This window comes from Faecalibacterium taiwanense, from assembly GCF_036632915.2.
Classification (GTDB): domain Bacteria; phylum Bacillota; class Clostridia; order Oscillospirales; family Ruminococcaceae; genus Faecalibacterium; species Faecalibacterium taiwanense.
This window is the reverse complement of record NZ_CP155552.1, coordinates 54,988-72,923: the sequence shown is the minus strand read 5'-3', so window position 1 is coordinate 72,923 and position 17,936 is coordinate 54,988. Positions and strand designations below refer to the sequence as shown.

General features: G+C 58.3%; 15 protein-coding genes. 6 read left to right on the top strand and 9 right to left on the bottom strand.

Annotation, left to right across the window (positions count from 1 at the left end; genetic code table 11):
* Window positions 1–350: 350 nt before the first annotated feature.
* Window positions 351–2,135 (top strand): threonine--tRNA ligase, encoded by a 1,785-nt coding sequence (gene thrS, locus PXT33_RS00330; protein ID WP_005938348.1) that lies wholly within the window; start codon window positions 351–353, stop codon window positions 2,133–2,135.
* A gap of 507 nt (window positions 2,136–2,642) precedes the next feature.
* Here thrS and PXT33_RS00325 read toward each other — a convergent pair.
* On the bottom strand, window positions 2,643–3,164 hold the full coding sequence (locus tag PXT33_RS00325) for a hypothetical protein (protein WP_120081319.1): 522 nt from the start codon (window positions 3,162–3,164) through the stop codon (window positions 2,643–2,645).
* Window positions 3,165–3,460: 296 nt separating this feature from the next.
* Between PXT33_RS00325 and PXT33_RS00320 the strand changes: the two genes are divergently transcribed.
* Entirely contained in the window at window positions 3,461–4,381 is a 921-nt protein-coding gene (locus tag PXT33_RS00320) for a sugar phosphate nucleotidyltransferase (RefSeq protein ID WP_097774179.1), read from the top strand.
* Window positions 4,382–4,435: 54 nt separating this feature from the next.
* On the opposite strand, the gene PXT33_RS00315 is transcribed toward PXT33_RS00320, so the two are convergent.
* The 5 genes from PXT33_RS00315 to PXT33_RS00295 form a co-directional block, all read right to left on the bottom strand.
* On the bottom strand, window positions 4,436–6,751 hold the full coding sequence (locus PXT33_RS00315) for a GGDEF domain-containing protein (RefSeq protein ID WP_332375727.1): 2,316 nt from the start codon (window positions 6,749–6,751) through the stop codon (window positions 4,436–4,438).
* A 199-nt stretch (window positions 6,752–6,950) separates the two neighbouring features.
* Window positions 6,951–8,054, bottom strand: coding sequence for a putative ABC transporter permease (locus PXT33_RS00310; RefSeq protein ID WP_207699079.1), 1,104 nt, complete (start codon window positions 8,052–8,054; stop codon window positions 6,951–6,953).
* Window positions 8,055–8,090: 36 nt separating this feature from the next.
* Window positions 8,091–8,270 carry a DUF6472 family protein gene (locus PXT33_RS00305; protein ID WP_097777082.1) on the bottom strand — a complete coding sequence of 60 codons (180 nt, stop codon included), beginning with the start codon at window positions 8,268–8,270 and terminating at the stop codon, window positions 8,091–8,093.
* Complete coding sequence (gene trmB, locus PXT33_RS00300) at window positions 8,263–9,039, bottom strand: tRNA (guanosine(46)-N7)-methyltransferase TrmB (RefSeq protein WP_097774175.1); 777 nt, start codon at window positions 9,037–9,039, stop codon at window positions 8,263–8,265. Before trmB ends, PXT33_RS00305 begins: the two co-directional genes overlap by 8 nt.
* A gap of 39 nt (window positions 9,040–9,078) precedes the next feature.
* On the bottom strand, window positions 9,079–10,395 hold the full coding sequence (locus PXT33_RS00295; RefSeq protein ID WP_347070419.1) for an alanyl-tRNA editing protein: 1,317 nt from the start codon (window positions 10,393–10,395) through the stop codon (window positions 9,079–9,081).
* Between the two features lie 23 nt (window positions 10,396–10,418).
* On the opposite strand from PXT33_RS00295, the gene PXT33_RS00290 reads away from it, so the two are divergent.
* The 4 genes from PXT33_RS00290 (at window position 10,419) to PXT33_RS00275 (ending at window position 14,035) form a co-directional block, all read left to right on the top strand.
* Window positions 10,419–10,739, top strand: a complete 321-nt coding sequence (locus PXT33_RS00290) for a hypothetical protein (RefSeq protein WP_101956509.1) — start codon at window positions 10,419–10,421, stop codon at window positions 10,737–10,739.
* A 186-nt stretch (window positions 10,740–10,925) separates the two neighbouring features.
* Window positions 10,926–12,467, top strand: coding sequence for a 4-alpha-glucanotransferase (malQ, locus tag PXT33_RS00285; protein WP_332375725.1), 1,542 nt, complete (start codon window positions 10,926–10,928; stop codon window positions 12,465–12,467).
* 279 nt (window positions 12,468–12,746) lie between these two features.
* Window positions 12,747–13,535 (top strand): diguanylate cyclase domain-containing protein, encoded by a 789-nt coding sequence (locus PXT33_RS00280; protein WP_120081326.1) that lies wholly within the window; start codon window positions 12,747–12,749, stop codon window positions 13,533–13,535.
* A gap of 59 nt (window positions 13,536–13,594) precedes the next feature.
* Entirely contained in the window at window positions 13,595–14,035 is a 441-nt protein-coding gene (locus tag PXT33_RS00275; protein ID WP_120081327.1) for a hypothetical protein, read from the top strand.
* Window positions 14,036–14,178: 143 nt separating this feature from the next.
* Here the strand turns inward: PXT33_RS00275 and PXT33_RS00270 are convergent, their stop codons facing one another.
* The 3 genes from PXT33_RS00270 to PXT33_RS00260 form a co-directional block, all read right to left on the bottom strand.
* Entirely contained in the window at window positions 14,179–14,862 is a 684-nt protein-coding gene (locus PXT33_RS00270) for a 5'-methylthioadenosine/adenosylhomocysteine nucleosidase (protein ID WP_154260938.1), read from the bottom strand.
* A gap of 280 nt (window positions 14,863–15,142) precedes the next feature.
* Window positions 15,143–16,276: a redox-regulated ATPase YchF gene (gene ychF / locus PXT33_RS00265; protein ID WP_097774170.1), complete on the bottom strand. Its 1,134-nt coding sequence runs from the start codon at window positions 16,274–16,276 to the stop codon at window positions 15,143–15,145.
* A gap of 181 nt (window positions 16,277–16,457) precedes the next feature.
* Window positions 16,458–17,774, bottom strand: a complete 1,317-nt coding sequence (locus tag PXT33_RS00260) for a M18 family aminopeptidase (protein WP_332375724.1) — start codon at window positions 17,772–17,774, stop codon at window positions 16,458–16,460.
* Window positions 17,775–17,936 lie beyond the last annotated feature (162 nt).

Genomic DNA, 17,936 nt, shown 5'->3' with positions numbered 1-17,936 from the left:
GCTGCGTCTCTTGATTTTTTCGGCGGGACGTGCTACAATCAGCGTAGTTTCATCCTGTAAAAGCGATGATGCGGACAAACTGAGTTCCCGTCTCCATGATGCAGAGAGGGCTGCCCCGCAAGGGCGCTGCAAGCAGCCTGTCATGTGCCGGAGCTCTACCACCGCAGAGCGCAGAGGAGAACCTCTGCCGGGTGCGCCCGTTACAGCACAGCGAGTGGCGTGCAGAAAAGCACGCAATTCGGGTGGAACCGTGGAACGTTTCTGATTTTTTCAGGCGCTTCATCCCGTGAGTAAGTGTGCGGGATGAAGCGCTTTTTTGTTTTACTTTATCTGTCAAAGGAGCAAACATTATGAAGATCATCTATAAGGACGGTCATGTGGACGAGTGCCCGCAGGATCAGGAACTGCACGTTATCCGTCACACCGCAGCCCACATCATGGCGCAGGCCATCAAGCGCCTGTATCCGCAGGCTGATTTCGCCTTCGGCCCCGCTACCGAGAACGGCTTCTACTACGACGTCGATCTGGGCGACCAGAAGCTCAGCGACGAGGATCTGGCAAACATCGAAAAAGAGATGCGCAAGATCGTCAAGGAGAACCTGCCCATCAAGCCTTTCATCCTGCCCCGCGCCGAGGCCGTGAAGCTGATGGAAGAGCGCAAGGAGAACTACAAGATCGAGCACATGGCTGATCTGGCCGATGAGACCGAGTTCAGCTTCTTCCAGCAGGGCGAGTACGTGGATATGTGCATCGGACCCCACCTGACCTACACCAAGGCGCTGAAGGCCTTCAAGATCACCCAGCAGTCCGGCGCATACTGGAAGAACGACAAAGAAAACAAGATGCTCACCCGCATCAATGGCGTGGCCTTCCGCAATCAGGAAGAGCTGGATGCATGGGAGAAGGAGCAGCAGGAGGCCCGTGAGCGCGATCACCGCAAGATCGGCAAGGAAATGGGCCTGTTCATGACCGACGATCTGGTTGGCCGCGGCCTGCCCATGTTCCTGCCCGCAGGCTACACCGTCTGGCAGGAGCTGGAGAACTATATCAAGGAGAAGGAGCGTGCACGCGGCTATCTGCACGTTATGACTCCCTGCATCGGCACTGTGAACCTGTATAAGACCTCCGGTCACTGGGATCACTACCGTGAGAACATGTTCCCCGCCATGGAGATGGAGGGCGAGAGCTATGTTCTGCGCCCGATGAACTGCCCCCACCACATGATGATCTACGCAAATCGTCCCCATTCTTACCGTGACCTGCCTATGCGCATCGGTGAGATCGCCCACGATTTCCGTTACGAGTCCTCCGGCACCCTGAAGGGCATCGAGCGCGGCCGTCACTTCTGCCAGAACGATGCTCACCTGTTCTGCACCCCGGAGCAGATCAAGAGCGAGGTCGCAAACGTGTGCGACCTGATCTTTGAGGTGTACAAGGACTTCAACATTACCGATTACCGCTGCGTGCTGAGCCTGCGTGATCCTGCCGATAAGAAGAAGTACCACGACGATGATGCCATGTGGAACCATGCAGAGCAGGCCCTGCGCGAAGTGCTGACCGAGCTGGGCATCCACTTCACCGAGGAGATCGGCGAGGCTGCCTTCTACGGCCCCAAGCTGGACGTGAACGTCAAGCCCGCCGTGGGTGCCGAGTACACCCTGTCCACCTGCCAGCTGGACTTCTGCCTGCCCGCAAAGTTCCACCTGACCTACGTGGACAAGGACGGCACCGAAAAGACCCCCGTGGTGCTGCACCGCGCCATCCTGGGCTCTCTGGACCGCTTCATGGCTTACCTGATCGAAGAGACCAAGGGCAAGTTCCCCACCTGGCTGGCTCCCACGCAGGTCAAGGTGCTGCCCGTTTCCGAAAAGACGCTGGACTACGCCGAGGGCGTGACCGAAAAGCTGGTGGAAGCCGGTGTCCGTGTTGTGCTGGACGACGACAACCAGAAGATCGGCTACAAGATCCGCGAGGCACAGCAGGTGGACCGTGTGCCTTATATGCTGGTTCTGGGTGCCAAGGAAGCCGAGGCAGGCAACATCTCGGTGCGTGACCGCAAGGGCGAGACCACCACGATGGAGCTGGATGCGTTCATCGCAAAGGTGACTGCCGAGATCCGCAACCGCAGCCTGTAAGCAGACACTGCAAAACACAAAGCGCCGCTTTTCCGGCAGGGGAGAGCGGCGCTTTTTTTGCATGGCAACAACGAATGTAAGGATCCGTATGGATGCCGCAAACTGAAAAAAATACCGCCGCCTTGACTTTTTTGCAAGGATGCATATAATAAGGGTAGAGAAAGTTGATAGAGATTGAGTATTGCATCGGTCTCACACAAAAGTGAACCCCCTCGGAGTTGCCGCTCCAAGGGGGTTCTTGTGCTTACTTGCCCTTGCGGTGACTATCAAGCCACTTGCACAGATAGTTTGCCGTTACCTGCGCTGCGACAGCCACGAGAAAGTTGCCTAAAATTGAGTTCATCGGTCCTCACCCCCTTCTGATGCCAGAATGGGAAGGGCAGCGCGACCAGTATAGCACAAAAATCGACAGTGTGCAATTTTCGGCAAATAACAACACATAAACGGGAAGGCCCTGTTCCGATCGGAACGGGGCCTTCGCTTATGTTATATACTCCGTAAAGAGAGTTACACGTTTTCCTTCTGGACGCTCTTGACGGCCAGAGCCTTGGCAGGCTTCATCAGCAGCACGCACACGCCGTTGAAGAGAATGGAACCCACGATGAAGGTGATGAAGAACTGGGGCAGGTGGGTGGCCAGAGCGGTGGTGTCGATGCAGGCCACAGTCAGGTAGGCAAAGCCCACGTTGTTCAGCACCTTGGGTGCGTAGGGGTGCAGGATGATGAGGATGAACAGCACCACGGCCAGCGGGATGAGGAAGCCGAAGAAGCCGCCCAGCACCGGGGTCAGGGCCGTGATGGAAAGCAGAGCGATCACAGTGAGGATCAGGCCCACAAGACCACCCAGCTCAACGGTGACGAAGCGATCCTTCACATCGCCTTCCAGCGTGAACATCATGATATTGCTCAGAAAGATCAGCCAGCTGTACTCCAGGCCGGTCACATGGATGATGGCATTGGCGATCAGGATCCACACCAGCAGCATCAGGCGGAAATACAGCAGAAAGCGCTTGGTAACGGCTTCATTCATGATAAAATACCTCTTTCTTGATCGTGTTGGAAAGCTTCGCTTTCACTAAAGGACACTTTTTGACAGGTAAAACCTGCATTGATGCCGCCATTATACAATATTTACATGGCAAAAACAATACTTTTGCAAGAATAAATTGCATATTTTGGAAATTTTAACTTGCTGAACGAAGGGACGATTGAAAAATGGCAGAGCGAGGCGGAGCCATTTCAAATTGTTTTTCTGTCCAAAATGGAGTATAATGAGACAATAAATATTCTGCCGCGGCTGCGGCTCAGATACGGGAGGAACCTTATATGAACAAACCGGTACTGGTAGTCATGGCGGCTGGCATGGGCAGCCGCTACGGCGGCATGAAGCAGATCGACCCGGTGGGGCCGAACGGTCAGGTGATCGTGGATTATTCCCTTTACGATGCCCGCCGCGCAGGCTTTGAGACGGTGATCTTTGTTATCAAGCATGAGATCGAGGATGCTTTCAAGGCAGCCATCGGCGAGCGTGTATCCAAGGCCATGAACGTGAAATACGCCTTCCAGCAGCTGGATGAGCTGCCCGCAGGCTTTGCCGTGCCGGAGGGCCGTGTCAAGCCCTGGGGCACCTGCCACGCCGTTCTGGCTGCAAAGGACCTCATCGACGGCCCGTTTGCAGTCATCAATGCCGATGATTATTACGGCCCGGAGGCCTTCCGGGTGATGTATGATTACCTGTCCACCCACGAGGACGGCAGCTATTACGACTACTGCATGGTAAGCTATCTGCTCCGGAACACTGTCTCCGAGAACGGCAGCGTGGCCCGCGGCGTATGCGTGACCGAACCCGACGGCACCCTGCACAGTGTGACCGAACGCACCCGCATTGAAACGTACGAAAACGGCGTACACTTCACCGAGGACGGCGGCGCAAGCTGGACCGATCTGCCCGGCGATACCCCGGTGAGCATGAACCTGTGGGGCTTCGGCAAAAGCTTTCTGGACGAAGCCGAGCAGCGCTTTGCGGGCTGGCTGACCGAAAATCTGCCTAAAAACCCGCTCAAGTGTGAGTATTTCCTGCCGCTGGTGGTCACGGAGCTGATCGAAGAGGGCAAGGCAAAAATTCAGGTGCTGCGCAGCACGGATAAATGGTACGGCGTCACCTACCGTGAGGACAAGCCGCTGGTGGTGGAAGCCATCGCCCGCAAAACGGCAGAGGGCCAGTACCCGGAAAATCTGTGGGCATAAACTAAAAAGAGACGGCTGATCGTTCAAATCAGCCGTCTCTTTTTCTTTAGTCACTTATTTTGTCTGGGGAGGGGTAAGGGATGCCCCTTCATCCGAGAAGATCCAGAGCGTTTCATCGATATGAGAGCCACTCCTGGAGTAGGGTGTCACCTTGACGCGGAAGGTGGTGTCGTCGGTCTTTTTATAGGTGTGCTCCACGATGTCGCCGGTCAGGACCTTGCTGCGGATATAGTTGTAGTCCAGCAGGTCCGCCAGACTCTCGCGGTAGGCGGGCTGCACCTGCGTATCACGGTACTGCTGCAGAACGGCGAGGAAAGAGCCGCCGGAGGTGTCCAGAATTTTCTGGAAATAGTCCGGGACGATCACGCCGCGCATACGGTCGGTCTTCAGATCCACAACGAACACGCTCTTGTACTTGGGGGCAAGGACCCGCAGGAAATGCTCGGCATCCCGCTTTTCGGTCAGGGTCTGCTCCAGCTTCTCGTTCAGGCCCCGCAGCTGGCGCTCCTGGCCGTTGCGGGCATAATAGGCCTGCTTGTCCTGCCGCATGGCAGCTTCGGCCTGATTCATGGCATCGTCCAGCCGGTGCAGGTTGTTGGTGCTCTGGATGCCCACCGAGATCTCATATTCCTTCTCGCGCAGGAAAGCACGCATCTTGTCCACAGCCACCCACACGCTGTAGGGCGGCTGGTTCGGGGTGAAGATCACGAATTCGTCACCGCCGATGCGGTAGATGCGGCTGGAAACAAAGAACTTGCGGGCCGCATTGGCAATGAAGCAGAGCATGGCATCGCCGCTGCGGTGGCCCAGATGGTTGTTGATCTCGTGCAGGCCCACCACATCGATGTAGGTGCACACCATGGAGTCGTATTCGCTGGACTGCAGCGTCCGCAGATCGGTCTCGAAGAGGCTGCGGTTCAGCAGGCCAGTCAGGGTGTCGTGGCTGTAGGAGAAGTCCAGCTCCTCGCTGAGATGGTCGGCCTGTGCATCCTCACGCACCACCACGGTGGCCCATGGGTTCTGGGCGCAGCAGTTGCGGCAGGGCAGAAATTCCATGGTGATCCACACGAACTGGCCGGACACGTTTTTGCGGAAGCGGTAGGCCTCCGGCTGCTGGGTGCTGAAAACAGCGGAGCGCAGGGTCTCCAGATCGGTCTGGTCGGTGAACATCTCCGCGTCGTCCGGGTGGATCACCTTGTTCGTCACCATGCGCTCACAGTAAGCGGCAAAGTCCTCCTCGGTGTCCGAACCGGCACCGGGCAGGCGTGAATCCCGCTTGATGACCCGGTATTCGCCGGTGGAAAGATTCAGCAGGGAAAGCTCCAGCACATTATCCGCAAAGATCTGGTAGGCCTGCAGTGCCAGTGCGGTCTGCTCACTGTCGGAGACGGGGACCCGGCGGTCATGGCGCATCAGGTCGCGGCGCATCAGGTCGCGGCGCATATCCCAGTAATCCTCGCTGTTGGGCTGGGCCAGCAGGGCCTCGGCGTTCTCCACCGGCATGGGCTTGTAGAAATAATAGCCCTGCGTATACAGGCAGTCGGCGGCCTGTAGCATGGAGACCTGCTCCGGCGTTTCCACGCCCTCGGCGATGATGGGCAGATTCAGGCGGTGGGCCATATCCACCACCGATTCCACGATCTGCACGCCCTTGCTGCGGTTCTGCTGGTTCATGTCGATGAGCTTCATGTCCAGCTTGATGGCATCCACGTTGGTGTCCTTGAGCATATTCAGCGAAGAATAGCCGCTGCCAAAGTCGTCCATCATCACAGAGAAACCTTTGCGGTGCAGGCCCTGGATGGTGTTTTCCACCAGAGAAGCGTTTTCGGCCAGCATGGTCTCGGTGATCTCGGCCAGCAGGAGCTTGGGCTCCAGCTGATACTTTTCCACAAGGTTGGAGAAGATCTGCGGCACGTCCAGATTGACGATATCCACCACGGAAACATTCACAGATACAGGCACAAGATTGCTGCCGCTCTCCTGCCACTTGTGCAGGGTCTTGCAGACAGACTCCCAGATGTACTGATCCAGCTGGGTCACAAGGCCGGTGCTTTCCAGCAGGGGCATGAACTCAGACGGGGGCACGCAGCCGCGGGTGGGGTGGTTCCAGCGCACCAGTGCTTCCATGCCCACGATGGCGCGGGTCATGCTGTTGCACTTGGGCTGCAGAAAGAAGCAGAACTCGTGATTTTTCAGGGCGTGCTCCAGCTCGCTCAGCAGCTGACGCTGCTTCTTGAGACGGCCGAGCATGGCCGGAGTAAAGCGGTGCACACCGCCCACGGCCGGGCTGGGGTCTACCGATGCGATCTGTGCAAGTGCATCGGGTTGCAGTGCGCCGACATTTTCATTCGACTTCAGTTCTTCGGACATGATAAATCCCTCGCTGTTGGATGTTTTCGACAAAATATGGCATTTTAGAAAACAGTATAGCACGATTTTAAACCTTTGAAAATAGATATTTAAAACATTGCGACATTGCGGCAAAAAGAACGGAACGCCGGACGGGTCCGAAAGGCGGGGCATAAAAAGACCGCTGCATTCCTGTGCAGCGGTCTTTTGGGCAGCGGTCTCAGGCATCCTTGCGAGTGTCGGAGCCGTTTTTCTTCGGTTCTTCTTCGGGGCTTTCCCGGCGGGCAAGACCAAGGCGCAGGGCCTTGAGGGTGGTCTTTTTTACGCCATGCTTCAGGCCGGGGAAGGCGCGCAGCATGCGGCGCGGGCCAACGATGCGGGGGGTGCGCAGCAGCTGGGCCTGCATTTCATCGCTGCGGGCCTGCAGCTCCTCGGCCAGCTGTTCCAGACGCAGCAGCTCGGCAGCGCGCTCCATCGTGCCCTTGGCGGCCAGCTGTGCAGCCTTGGCGGCTTCGGCCGTGTTGAGCTTGGCGATCTCGGAAGCACGCTTTGCGGCCTCGCGGGCCTCTTCGGTCTTGGCACGGACGGCGGCCAGCGTTTCACGCAGGGCGCGCTTTTTCGGTGCGGCTTCGCGGGCCTCAGCGGCAGCAAGCTTGAGCTGCAGGCGCTGCTCGTCCAGCTTCTGGTCGGCGTTCAGGGTGGTGGTGCCCAGCAGCTGGGTCATGGCATCGCTGACGGCATGGATACTGTCGGCCAGCTGCTCCATGGCATCCAGCGTCTTGGCCAGACCGGAGGCGGCAAAGGCCGTAACGACTACGTCTGCCGCGTAGACTGCATAGAGCACACACATAACGACAAAGCCCACAAAGGGCGGGACCATATCCACAAGACCGGCGACGACCGGGTGGACGATGCGCATGACCACCAGCGTGCCCACGCCCCACAGCAGGCTGAATTCCAGACAGATGTAGCCGCCGATGTTGAAGGGAAAGTCACTGTAGTCCCACCAGCGGGTGTGATAGAGCTTATACAGTGCCCAGCCGCCTACCAGTTCCAGCGCACTGGGCAGGATGACACCGCCGATGTACAGCAGCAGGACGCTGTCCTGCAAAGGGGTCAGGGTGAACAGCACAATGATCATGCCGAAGCCGTAAATGGGGCACACCGGGCCGTTGAGAAAGCCGCGGTTCACCAGCTGACCGGTGGTGGCGGCGGCAAAGATGACCTCCAGACACCAGCCGGTGCAGGAATAAATGAGGAAGAAGGCCAGCACATGATACAGCGAAAAGCCGCATACTGTGGTGGTCGTGAGAAAGTTGAGCATAAAACACCTCCTGTGAGAATCATGCTGCTGTGCAGGTCAGTTCTGTTTTTGTACGATCTTGTATTCATCGCCCGGCTCAAAGAACGGGCAGGCAGCTGTGCTGCGGGAAAGATAGCGGGCCATCTCGTCCTCGTCCAGACAGCCGCCCTGAGCACAGTACCAGCTGCCGTACTCGTCCTGCACATTGTTCAGGCAGATCTCGCAGGGGTCATTCATTGCCTTCGCCTTCCTGTGCAGCCTTGGCAGCAGCCTCGGCCTCGGCCGCTTCGCGGGCCTGACGCTTGAGGATCTTCGGCTCGATCCAGGTCACGCTGGCGGGGTCCGGGTCCTTGCGGGCGATCAGGGCCTTGATCTTGATGCCCATTTCGGTGAACATGCCCTCGTGTTCGGTGCGGATGTTCCACTCCGGCTCGTTCTCATGGAGGTCAAAGGTCATCCACTCGATGTCGTAGCCGGAAGCGGGGAAGTATTCCAGACTGTCGCGGAACAGATCATCGTCGTCGGTCTTGAAGTAGATCTCGCCGCCGTCCTTGAGGAACTCACGGTAGTTGATGAGCTGGCGCGGGTAGGTGAGGCGGTGCTTGTGGGAAGAGCCGTTCTTGCTCCACGGATTGCAGAAGTTGATGTAGATGCGGCTGACCGTATCCTCGGCGGTAATGACCCCCTTGATGCGCTCGATGTCGGTGCTCATGATCTTCACGTTGTCGATGGGGCGGCCTGCAGCCTGATAGGCGGCTTCGATCTTGCGCTTGGCGAGGATGAGCACCTTATCGGTGATATCAATGCCCAGATAGTTGTTTTCCGGGTGGGCGCAGGCCAACTGGGAGATGAAGCCGCCCTTGCCGCAGCCCAGTTCCAGCACAAAGGGCTGCTCCGGGCGGGCGTACTGGGCGTGCCACCTGCCGCCCCAGATCAGCGGCTCGTGGACATGGAAATCGGCTGCCATCAGCTCGTCGTGGGCATAGGGTTTGAAACGCATTCTCATAGTTTGTTGTTCTCCTTAAAATTAACGTGGCTCGCCCTCTCAGGCGCTGACGCGCCAGCTCCCCCAAAGGGGGAGCCCTTGGCAAAGCCGGAAGGTTTTCCGTACTGCCAAAGCCTCTCCCTTTGGGAGAGGTGGCTTTGCGAAGCAAAGACGGAGAGGGCGAGGATGCTTACCGGTTTTGCTCCCGCAAAATTCCTCCACCTGTTCCGGTGCAGCGGCGCAGCTGCCCTGACAGATGCCGGGCTTGCCGCCGCCGCGTCCGTTCAGGGCGGCGTTCAGGGCTTTGGTCAGGGCGCGCACATCGCCGTCTGCCTGCGCAATGCAGTAGCCGGTGCCCTTTTCGGTGGGGGTCAGGGCGGCGCAGAGACCGGTGGTGGCTTCGGTCAGGCGCACCGCCAGCCGGTGCAGGCCGTCCGGGTCAAGGCCGGGCACTGTGCGGATGGCATCCTCACCGGGGTTTGCCAGCTGGGCAAGTGCATCGAACAGCTGAGAACATACACCAAAGTGTGTAAACTTGAGCGCAGTATACTCATCGTAGACGCGATGCACCGCCACAGCGGTCTGGTCGGCCTTGGCCGAGAGCAGCGCCCCGATCTCTGCCTGCCGCTGGCGCATAGCCTGTGCAGCAAGCAATGCCCGCTGGCCGCACACCACGCTCAGCCGCACGCCGCCCTTGTAGTTCTCGCTGGCCAGAATTTTGATCTGTCCCACCTGTCCGGTGGTGCGGGTGTGAGTGCCGCAGCAGGCGCAGACATCCGCACCGGGAATGGTCACGATGCGCACCTGCCCTTCGATCTCCTTTTTGGAGCGGTAGACAAGGGCGGCAAGCTCCTCCCGGGTGGGGTAGCTGACCAGCACCGGCACATCCTGCCACACGATGCGGTTGGCGGCAAGCTCGGCTGCCTGCAGGCCCTCGGCAGAAATGGGCACGCTGGTGTCCATGCGCACAGCCTCGGAACCGATGTGGAAGCCCACGTTCTCGGCCCCGAACATCTGGTGCAGGATGCCGGAAAGGATGTGCTCACCGGTGTGCTGCTGCATTTTGTCAAACCGCCATTCCCAGTCGATGCAGCCGGAAACGGCAGTGCCGGGAACGGCACTTTCCGGCAGGGCGTCCACGCTGTGCCAGAGGATGCCGTCATGCTCGTGCACATCGGTCACATTCAGCGTGGTGCCGTCCGGCAGGGTCAGGGTGCCCCGGTCGGCAGGCTGACCGCCGCCCTCCGGGTAGAACACCGTGCCGTCCAGCGCAATGCGCCCGCCGCCGGTCTTTTCGTCCGGCTCTGCGGCAAGGATGATGCTCTCGCACTGGGTGCGGAAAGCGTCCTGTTCAAAGTATTTTTCTGTGCGCTGCATGGCGCGGGTACCTCCTGTTCAGGGTGCAGTTTGACGATTTAAAATGGCCGCCGCAGGCTCTGGCCATATTCAGCGGAAAATTTATTTTTATTTTTGCAGAATTGGAACGACTGCGGTCGTTCCAATTCTGCTTTTTCACGCAAGGGGCCGTAAAGGCCAACAACAAAAGAGATTTTACTGCATCTGCCGGTTTCGGCCCTTCTGGTGAAAATGCGTTTGGAGCGGCCCGCGTTTGCGCAGCAATGAAAGCCCCGGTGGGGCTTTTAAGCGGCGAGCGGTCTGCGTCAGCAGATGGCGGGGCCTTGCCCCGACAAGTTCCGCAGGCCGCGACAAACGCGAAATAAAAAATCTGGATTCCGCTGAACATAGCCAGAGCGAAAGCGGAGGCTATTTAAAATCGAAAAGGGATACACACCCAGTTTAAAAATAAGTATACCACGTTTTTTGCCTGTGGAAAATAGTCTGCGGATATGTTATGATAAGAAACAACGATATTCCCATAAAATGTTAAAAATGAGGAAGGTAATAGCATGCGTGAAAGTGGAATCCTGATGCCGGTGTCCAGCCTGCCCGGCCCTTACGGTATTGGCTGTTTTGGCAAGGAAGCATTCAAGTTTGTGGATTTTCTGGCACAAGCGGGCCAGAAGATCTGGCAGATCCTGCCGCTCAGTCCCACCGGCTACGGTGACAGCCCCTATCAGAGCTGCTCGGCCTTTGCGGGCAACCCCTATTTTATCGACCTCGACGCTTTGAAGGAAGAAGGCCTGCTCACCGCCGCCCAGCTCAAGGCCGAAAAATGGGGCACAGACCCCAAAGAGGTGGACTACGGCACTTTGTATGTGAGCCGCTTTAAAGTCCTGCGCACCGCCTACGCCGCATGGCGCAAGCAGTGCGCAGGGCTGCACGGCTGCAGCTATTACTTCCCGGATGATTATTATGCCTTTACTCTCGCCAATGAGGAATGGCTGGACGACTACGCCCTGTACATGGCCCTGAAAGTGGCCAACGGCATGAAGAACTGGGTGGAGTGGGACAAGCCCTACCGCCTGCGCGACAAGAAGGCCCTTGCTGCCTTTGCCGCCGAAAACGAGGAAGAGATCGGGTTCTGGAAGTTCGTGCAGTACAAGTTTGCGGCCCAGTGGCAGGCGGTGAAGGCCTATGCCAACAAAAAGGACGTGCAGATTTTGGGCGACATCCCCATCTACGTCTCTGCCGACTCGGTGGATGCATGGGTGGGCGGCGCGCTGTTTGAGCTGGATGCCGACGGCGGCTTTGCCCGTGTGGCGGGCTGCCCGCCGGATTACTTCTCTGCTGACGGTCAGCTGTGGGGCAACCCGCTGTACAACTGGGCCTACCACAAAAAGACCGGCTACGCGTGGTGGGTGCGCCGGGTGCGCCACGCACTGGGCATCTACGACCTGCTGCGCATCGACCACTTCCGCGGCTTCGATACCTATTGGGCCATCCCGGCGGACAGCACCACCGCCCGCACCGGCAAGTGGGAGAACGGCCCCGGCATGGAGCTGTTCGATGCGCTGGAAGCTGCCCTTGGCAAGCTGCCCATCATTGCCGAGGATCTGGGTGAACTGTTCCCCAGCGTGCGAAAGCTGCTGGCCGACAGCACCTTCCCGGGCATGAAGGTGCTGCAGTTCGCCTTCAGCGGCGGGGACAACGAGTATCTGCCCCACAACTACATCAAGAACAGCGTAGTGTATCCCGGCACCCACGATAACACCACCCTGACCGACTGGTGGGAGAACGGCGCTTCCGAAAAGGAAAAGGCTGCCGCTGCCGCTTACCTGCACCTGACCGGCGTAAAGCCCACCGCAAAGGAGCTGGCGGCCATCCGGACCGATGATGTCCGCATCGCTCTGCTGCGCGCAGCGCTGGGGTCGGTGGCTGACCGGGCCATCATCCCCATGTACGACTGGCTGGGTCTGGGCGCGGAAGCACACCTGAATACCCCCGGCAAGCTGGGTGGAAACTGGGCATGGCGCGCCGCTGACGGCTTTGCCGCCAAGGCACTGGCCAAGACCATCCACGACGAGTGCAGTGTGTACTGCCGCGTATAAACAGAAGGCACAGAGCGGCGGGAGCTTGGCAATTTGACGAAAATGTAAAAACTCCGGCAGAAAATTGTGCGTTTTGCTGGTAAAATCGGAAGCTGAATGGTATAATGTTGCTAAAGCGGCATTATGCCATTTTTCTTTGCCTGATGCGTTCCCGGCATTTCCGGAAACAGGGCGGGCGCGGGATGCATAATGCGGCAGATGGTTCCTGAACGTATGGGGAACAGGTGACTGCACGCGGGATACGGGAGCGCCGCGTGCGCAGATGATGGGGAAAATTACATGAAGAAAGAATGTACCGAGCAGGATCTGCGGGAACTTGCGCGCTCAGCGCAGGCCGTATTTGAGGCAGTGACCCTGACCGAAGCACCGCTTTGTGACGGCTGGCAGGACGATGGCCTGCGGGTGGACTACGAGCTGCGCAATGGCCGTGTGGACTGTGTGCTGCACCGCAGAGTGGAAGCGGACGGCAAATGCTGGGAGCTGGAAATGAGTGCACCGCTGGCAGGCAATGTGCTGCCGGAAGAGCGCATGACACCCCGGGAGCGGGAACTGTGCCGCGAGGATATGAGCCACGATTTCCTTACCGGCGTGTACAACCGCCGCTATCTGGAAACGGTGTTTGCCCAAAAGCTGGAACAGTGTGCAGCGCAGGGCCGCAAAGCGGCCGTGGCACTGGTGAGCATCGACAACGGCCAGAAGCTGCGGGATACCTACGGCCAGCCTGTGATGGACCAACTGCACTGCTTTGTGGGCAACCAGTGGAAAAAGAACTTTGATACCCCTGCGACCCGCGTGGTCTGCCGCCTGACCGGCAGCATCTTTGCGGTGGGCTGTCTGGATGCCGACGGCAAGCAGCTGGCAGAGGAAATGCAGAACCTGTATCGGCAGATGCCCCGGGAATGCATCACCACCACCGGCATGATGCGCCGGGTACCCTTTACCCTGAGCTGCGGCGCAGCCGGGCTGGAGAATGTCTCTGCAAAGAACTGGCAGGCGCTGTACGAGCTGTGCGATGCACGCCTGCGGGAGGCACAGAACGCCGGCGGCGATCAGATGCGTGCAGAATAAAACCAGTGTATAAAATCCCCCTTTTGGCGCAGACTAAGGCCAGAAGGGGGATTTTTTGTATGGAAAACCAGAAAAACGACAACCTGAACCTGCTGGAAGCCGTGGTGCAGAATACCGAGATGGGCAAGAACACCTTGGAACAGATCGTGCCGATGACCGACGATGTGCAGTTCAAGGCCGAGCTGCTGCGCCAGCGCAATGTGTACCACCAGCTCAATCAGGAAGCGCACACCGCCATCGAGGCCTGCGGCGGCACCGCGCAGGGGCAGAGCGCCATGGCAAAGCTGAACACGAAAATGGGCATCAGTATGAAGACCCTCACGGACAAGTCCACCCGCAATCTGGCCGAGATGCTCACACAGGGCAGCGGCATGGGGGTGGTGGACTGCGTAAAGGCCCAGAAGGATTACCCCAATGCCGCGCCCGGCGCAAAGCGCCTTGCCCAAAGACTGCAGGAGTTTCAGGAGGATAGCCGGGTAAGGCTGGAACAGTTCTTGTAAAAGAAAACCCTCTCAGGCTCACTTTGTTCGCCAGCTCTCCCGAAGGGCGAGCCATTGGCAAAACGGAAAACGTTTCCGGAATGTCAAAAGCTCCCCCTTTCGGGGGAGCTGGCAATGCGAAGCATTGACTGAGAGGGTTCTTTTTACAGTGCTTCCACCATTGCTGCCACGATCTTGGTGGCGGTGGCTACATATTCAGCAATGCTGAACTTTTTCACCACCAGCACCTCGTGGCCGTCCTCGTCAGCGTTGTCGCTCATGGCGCGCAGGATGACGCAGGGCACACCGTTCTTGGCGGCGATCTGGCTCACAGCGGCACCCTCCATCTCCACGCAGTCGGGGGCGCATTTGGCTTCAATGGCAGCCTTGGTTTCACTGTCGCCCACAAACAGGTCGCCGGTGGCGATCTTGCCCACCAGAGCCTTCACACCCGCTTCGGCGCAGGCTTTTTCGGCGGCAGCGATCAGCTCCGGGTCGCCGGTGTATTCCTTGAGGAACGGCGGGTTCTGGCAGATCATGTCCAGCTGTGCGTCGTGGTACAGCACGGTCTTGCCGATGACCACATCACCAATGCCGATCTTCGAGGTCATATTGCCTGCGATGCCGGAAAAGATGATCTTCTCCGCGCCGAATTTTGTGATGAGCACCTGCGTGGTGGCGGCGGCATTGGCCTTGCCCATGCCGGCACAGCACACCACCACCTGTCTGTCGGCCAGCGTGCCCTTGTGGTAATCCACGCCGCCGTAGGGCTCCACGGTGACGTTTTCCAGCTTTGCACACAGCTGATCGACTTCATCGGGCATTGCGCCCATAATACCGAAAATCATAGGAAACCTCTTTTACGATTTTAAATGGCCGACGCGTGCGCTCTGGCCATATTCAGGGGAATGACTCTTTTTAATTCAGGAAGGCTGGGGAACGAACCCTCTCAGTCATCGCTGCGCGATGCCAGCTCTCCCAAAGGGAGAGCTTTTATGGCTCTTCCGGTTCGCTGCAATCGAGCTCCCCCTGAGAGGAAAGACTTCCCCCGGCCGGGGGAAGATGTCACGCAGCGACAAAAGGGGGAATCTGTCAAAACCGTCGGGTTTTGACTGAGAGGGTTTCCCTTTAAACATTGAACAGGAACTCGATCACATCGCCGTCGTTGACAACGTACTCCTTGCCCTCGGTGCGCTGCAGACCCTTGGCCTTGACGGCGGCGTAATCGAAGTTGTTGGCTTCCAGATCGCTGTAGCCAATGACGCTGGCACGGATGAAGCCGCGCTCGAAATCGCTGTGGATCTTGCCGGCAGCCTGCGGTGCCTTGGTGCCCTTGCGGATGGTCCATGCGCGGCACTCCTTCTTGCCGTCGGTCAGGAAGGAGATCAGGCCCAGCAGATCATAGCTGGCAGTGATGAGGTTGTCCAGACCACTGGCTTCAATGCCCATTTCAGCCAGAAAAGCCTTCTTTTCCTCGGGAGAGTAGTCGGCGATATCCTCCTCGGTTTTGGCGCAGATGGGAATGTAGCGTGCGCCCTCTTCCTTGGCGCGTGCGGCCACCAGCGGGACATACTTGTTGTTTTCGATGCCCTCCATCAGGTCGTCCTCGCCCACATTGCAGGCGTACAGCACCGGCTTTGCGCTCAGCAGGCCCATTTCATGCAGAACAGCTTGCTGCTCGGCATCGCCCTCGTCAAAATCGAAGCTGCGGGCAGGCTTGCCGGCGCTCAGGTGGTCGGCCAGCTGCTGCAGCCATGCGGCTTCGGCGGCAGCACCCTTGTTGTTGCCGCTCTTGGCAGCCTTTGCCATGCGGCCTGCGCGGTTCTGCACCACCTCAAGGTCGGACAGGATCAGCTCGTAGTCGATGGCGTCGATGTCGGCAATGGGGTCCACGGCCTCAGCCTTGGAAACATCCTCCACCACATGGATGATGTTGTCATCGTCAAAGCAGCGCACCACATGCACAATGGCGTCGCACTCGCGGATGTGGCCCAGGAACTTGTTGCCAAGGCCTGCACCCTGGCTGGCACCCTTTACAAGGCCCGCGATATCCACGAACTCCACGATGGCAGGGGTCTTTTTGTTGGTCTGCCAGATCTCGGCCAGCTTGTCCAGACGCTTGTCCGGCACGGCTACGATGCCGCTGTTCGGCTCGATGGTGCAGAAGGGATAGTTTGCGGCTTCTGCGTTCTTGGTGGAGGTGATGGCATTGAACAGAGTGGACTTGCCGACGTTCGGCAGGCCGACGATACCTAATTTCATTTTATTATACTCCTTGCGAAAAAGATTTTACGCTGCGGTAAAAAGCGATATTATAACAGGATAATTGTAGCACAATGGACGTTTTTTCTCAATACTCACTTAAGTGGAAACGAAAAGCCGCCCGTGGAAAAGCAGTGCTGCTTTTCCACGGGCAGTCCTTATGATTCAGGTTGTACGGGTCTTACTTGCAGATGGCAAGGGTGCCGGACGCGGTCTCCTCAAAATGGCTGGCGTAGAATTCCTCCATCAGCCGGATGAGAGAAATGATGTCCCGGGCACCGGCGGTCTCGTAGCAGGAGTGCATGGCCAGCTGCGGCAGGCCGATGTCCACGCAGTTCATGGATACCTGTGCCATGGCGAGGTTGCCCAGAGTGCTGCCGCCGACTTTATCGGAACGGTTGGCAAAATACTGCAGCGGGACACCGGCGCGGGCGGCAAGCTCTTTGGCAACGGCTATGCTCATGCCGTCGCTGGTATACTTCTGGCCGGCGTGCACCTTGACCACAACGCCCTCGTTCATGTAGGTGCAGTTGTTCACATCGGTGTATTCCGGGTGGTTGGGGTGCACGGCGTGGGCGTTGTCGGCGCTGAACATGAAGCTGGAGGCCACCGCACGGTGGAAGTCCTCATCGCCGGAGCGGACGTTCTGCGCGATGCGGTGCAGAACGTCGTACAGGAAGGTGGAAGCCGCGCCCTGCTTGGTGCCGGAACCCACTTCTTCGTTGTCGAAGAAGGCGGCAACGTTGATGGAGCGGGCGCAGTGCGCGTTCAGAAAACCCTTCAGGATGCCGAACACGCACTGCTGGTCATCCAGACGGCCGGAGGAGATGAACTCCTCATTGCAGCCCCAGACGGCGGCCTTTTCGCGGATGCAGAGGAACAGGTCGCTGCCAAGGATCTGCTCTTCTGCCACCTGCAGCTCAGCGGCGACCAGCTTTTTCAGCACGCCTTCCTCGGCGGCACCGCCCAGCAGGGGAAGCATATCCACCTGCTTGTTGTAGGAAGCCTTGTCGTTGACCTCGCGGTTCATATGGATGGCCACGCTGGGGATCATCAGCAGGTCGCGGTCCAGCGTGAGCAGGCGGGAGGTGATGGCATCGTTCTCCTTTATCAGCACGCGGCCTGCCACCGACAGCGGCCTGTCCATCCATGTGGAGCAGATCATGCCGCCGTAGCCCTCGGTGTTCAGCTTGGTGTACTTCCGGCCCATGTGGATCTCGGCGTTTTCCTTGATGCGGAAGCAGGGGGAATCCGTGTGGGCAGCGGCCACGTTGAAGCTGTAGTTTTCCAGCTGTTCTCCCATGCGGAATGCAAGGATGCTGGAGCCGTTGCGGCAGACAAAATAGCTCCTGCCGGGTTCCAGCTGCCACCGGCGGCTCTCCAGCAGCTCGGAAAAGCCCTCCTTCAGCAGGATGTTCCGGACGGATGCAGTGGTGTGGTATGCGGTAGGATTGCCGTCAATGAAGGACAGCAGCTCCTGTACTTCTTTTTCGATCATTGGGAGTCCCTCCATGGATTTATCGGTTTGGATGCTCCTATTCTACTTCTGCGGTTTGCGCTTTGCAATAGCCGGCCCTGCGGGCGGGGAAGAATTTGTTTTACATTGCGCGGGTTCTATAGTATACTATTCCTGTTGGTAAATATCGAATCGACAGGAAAG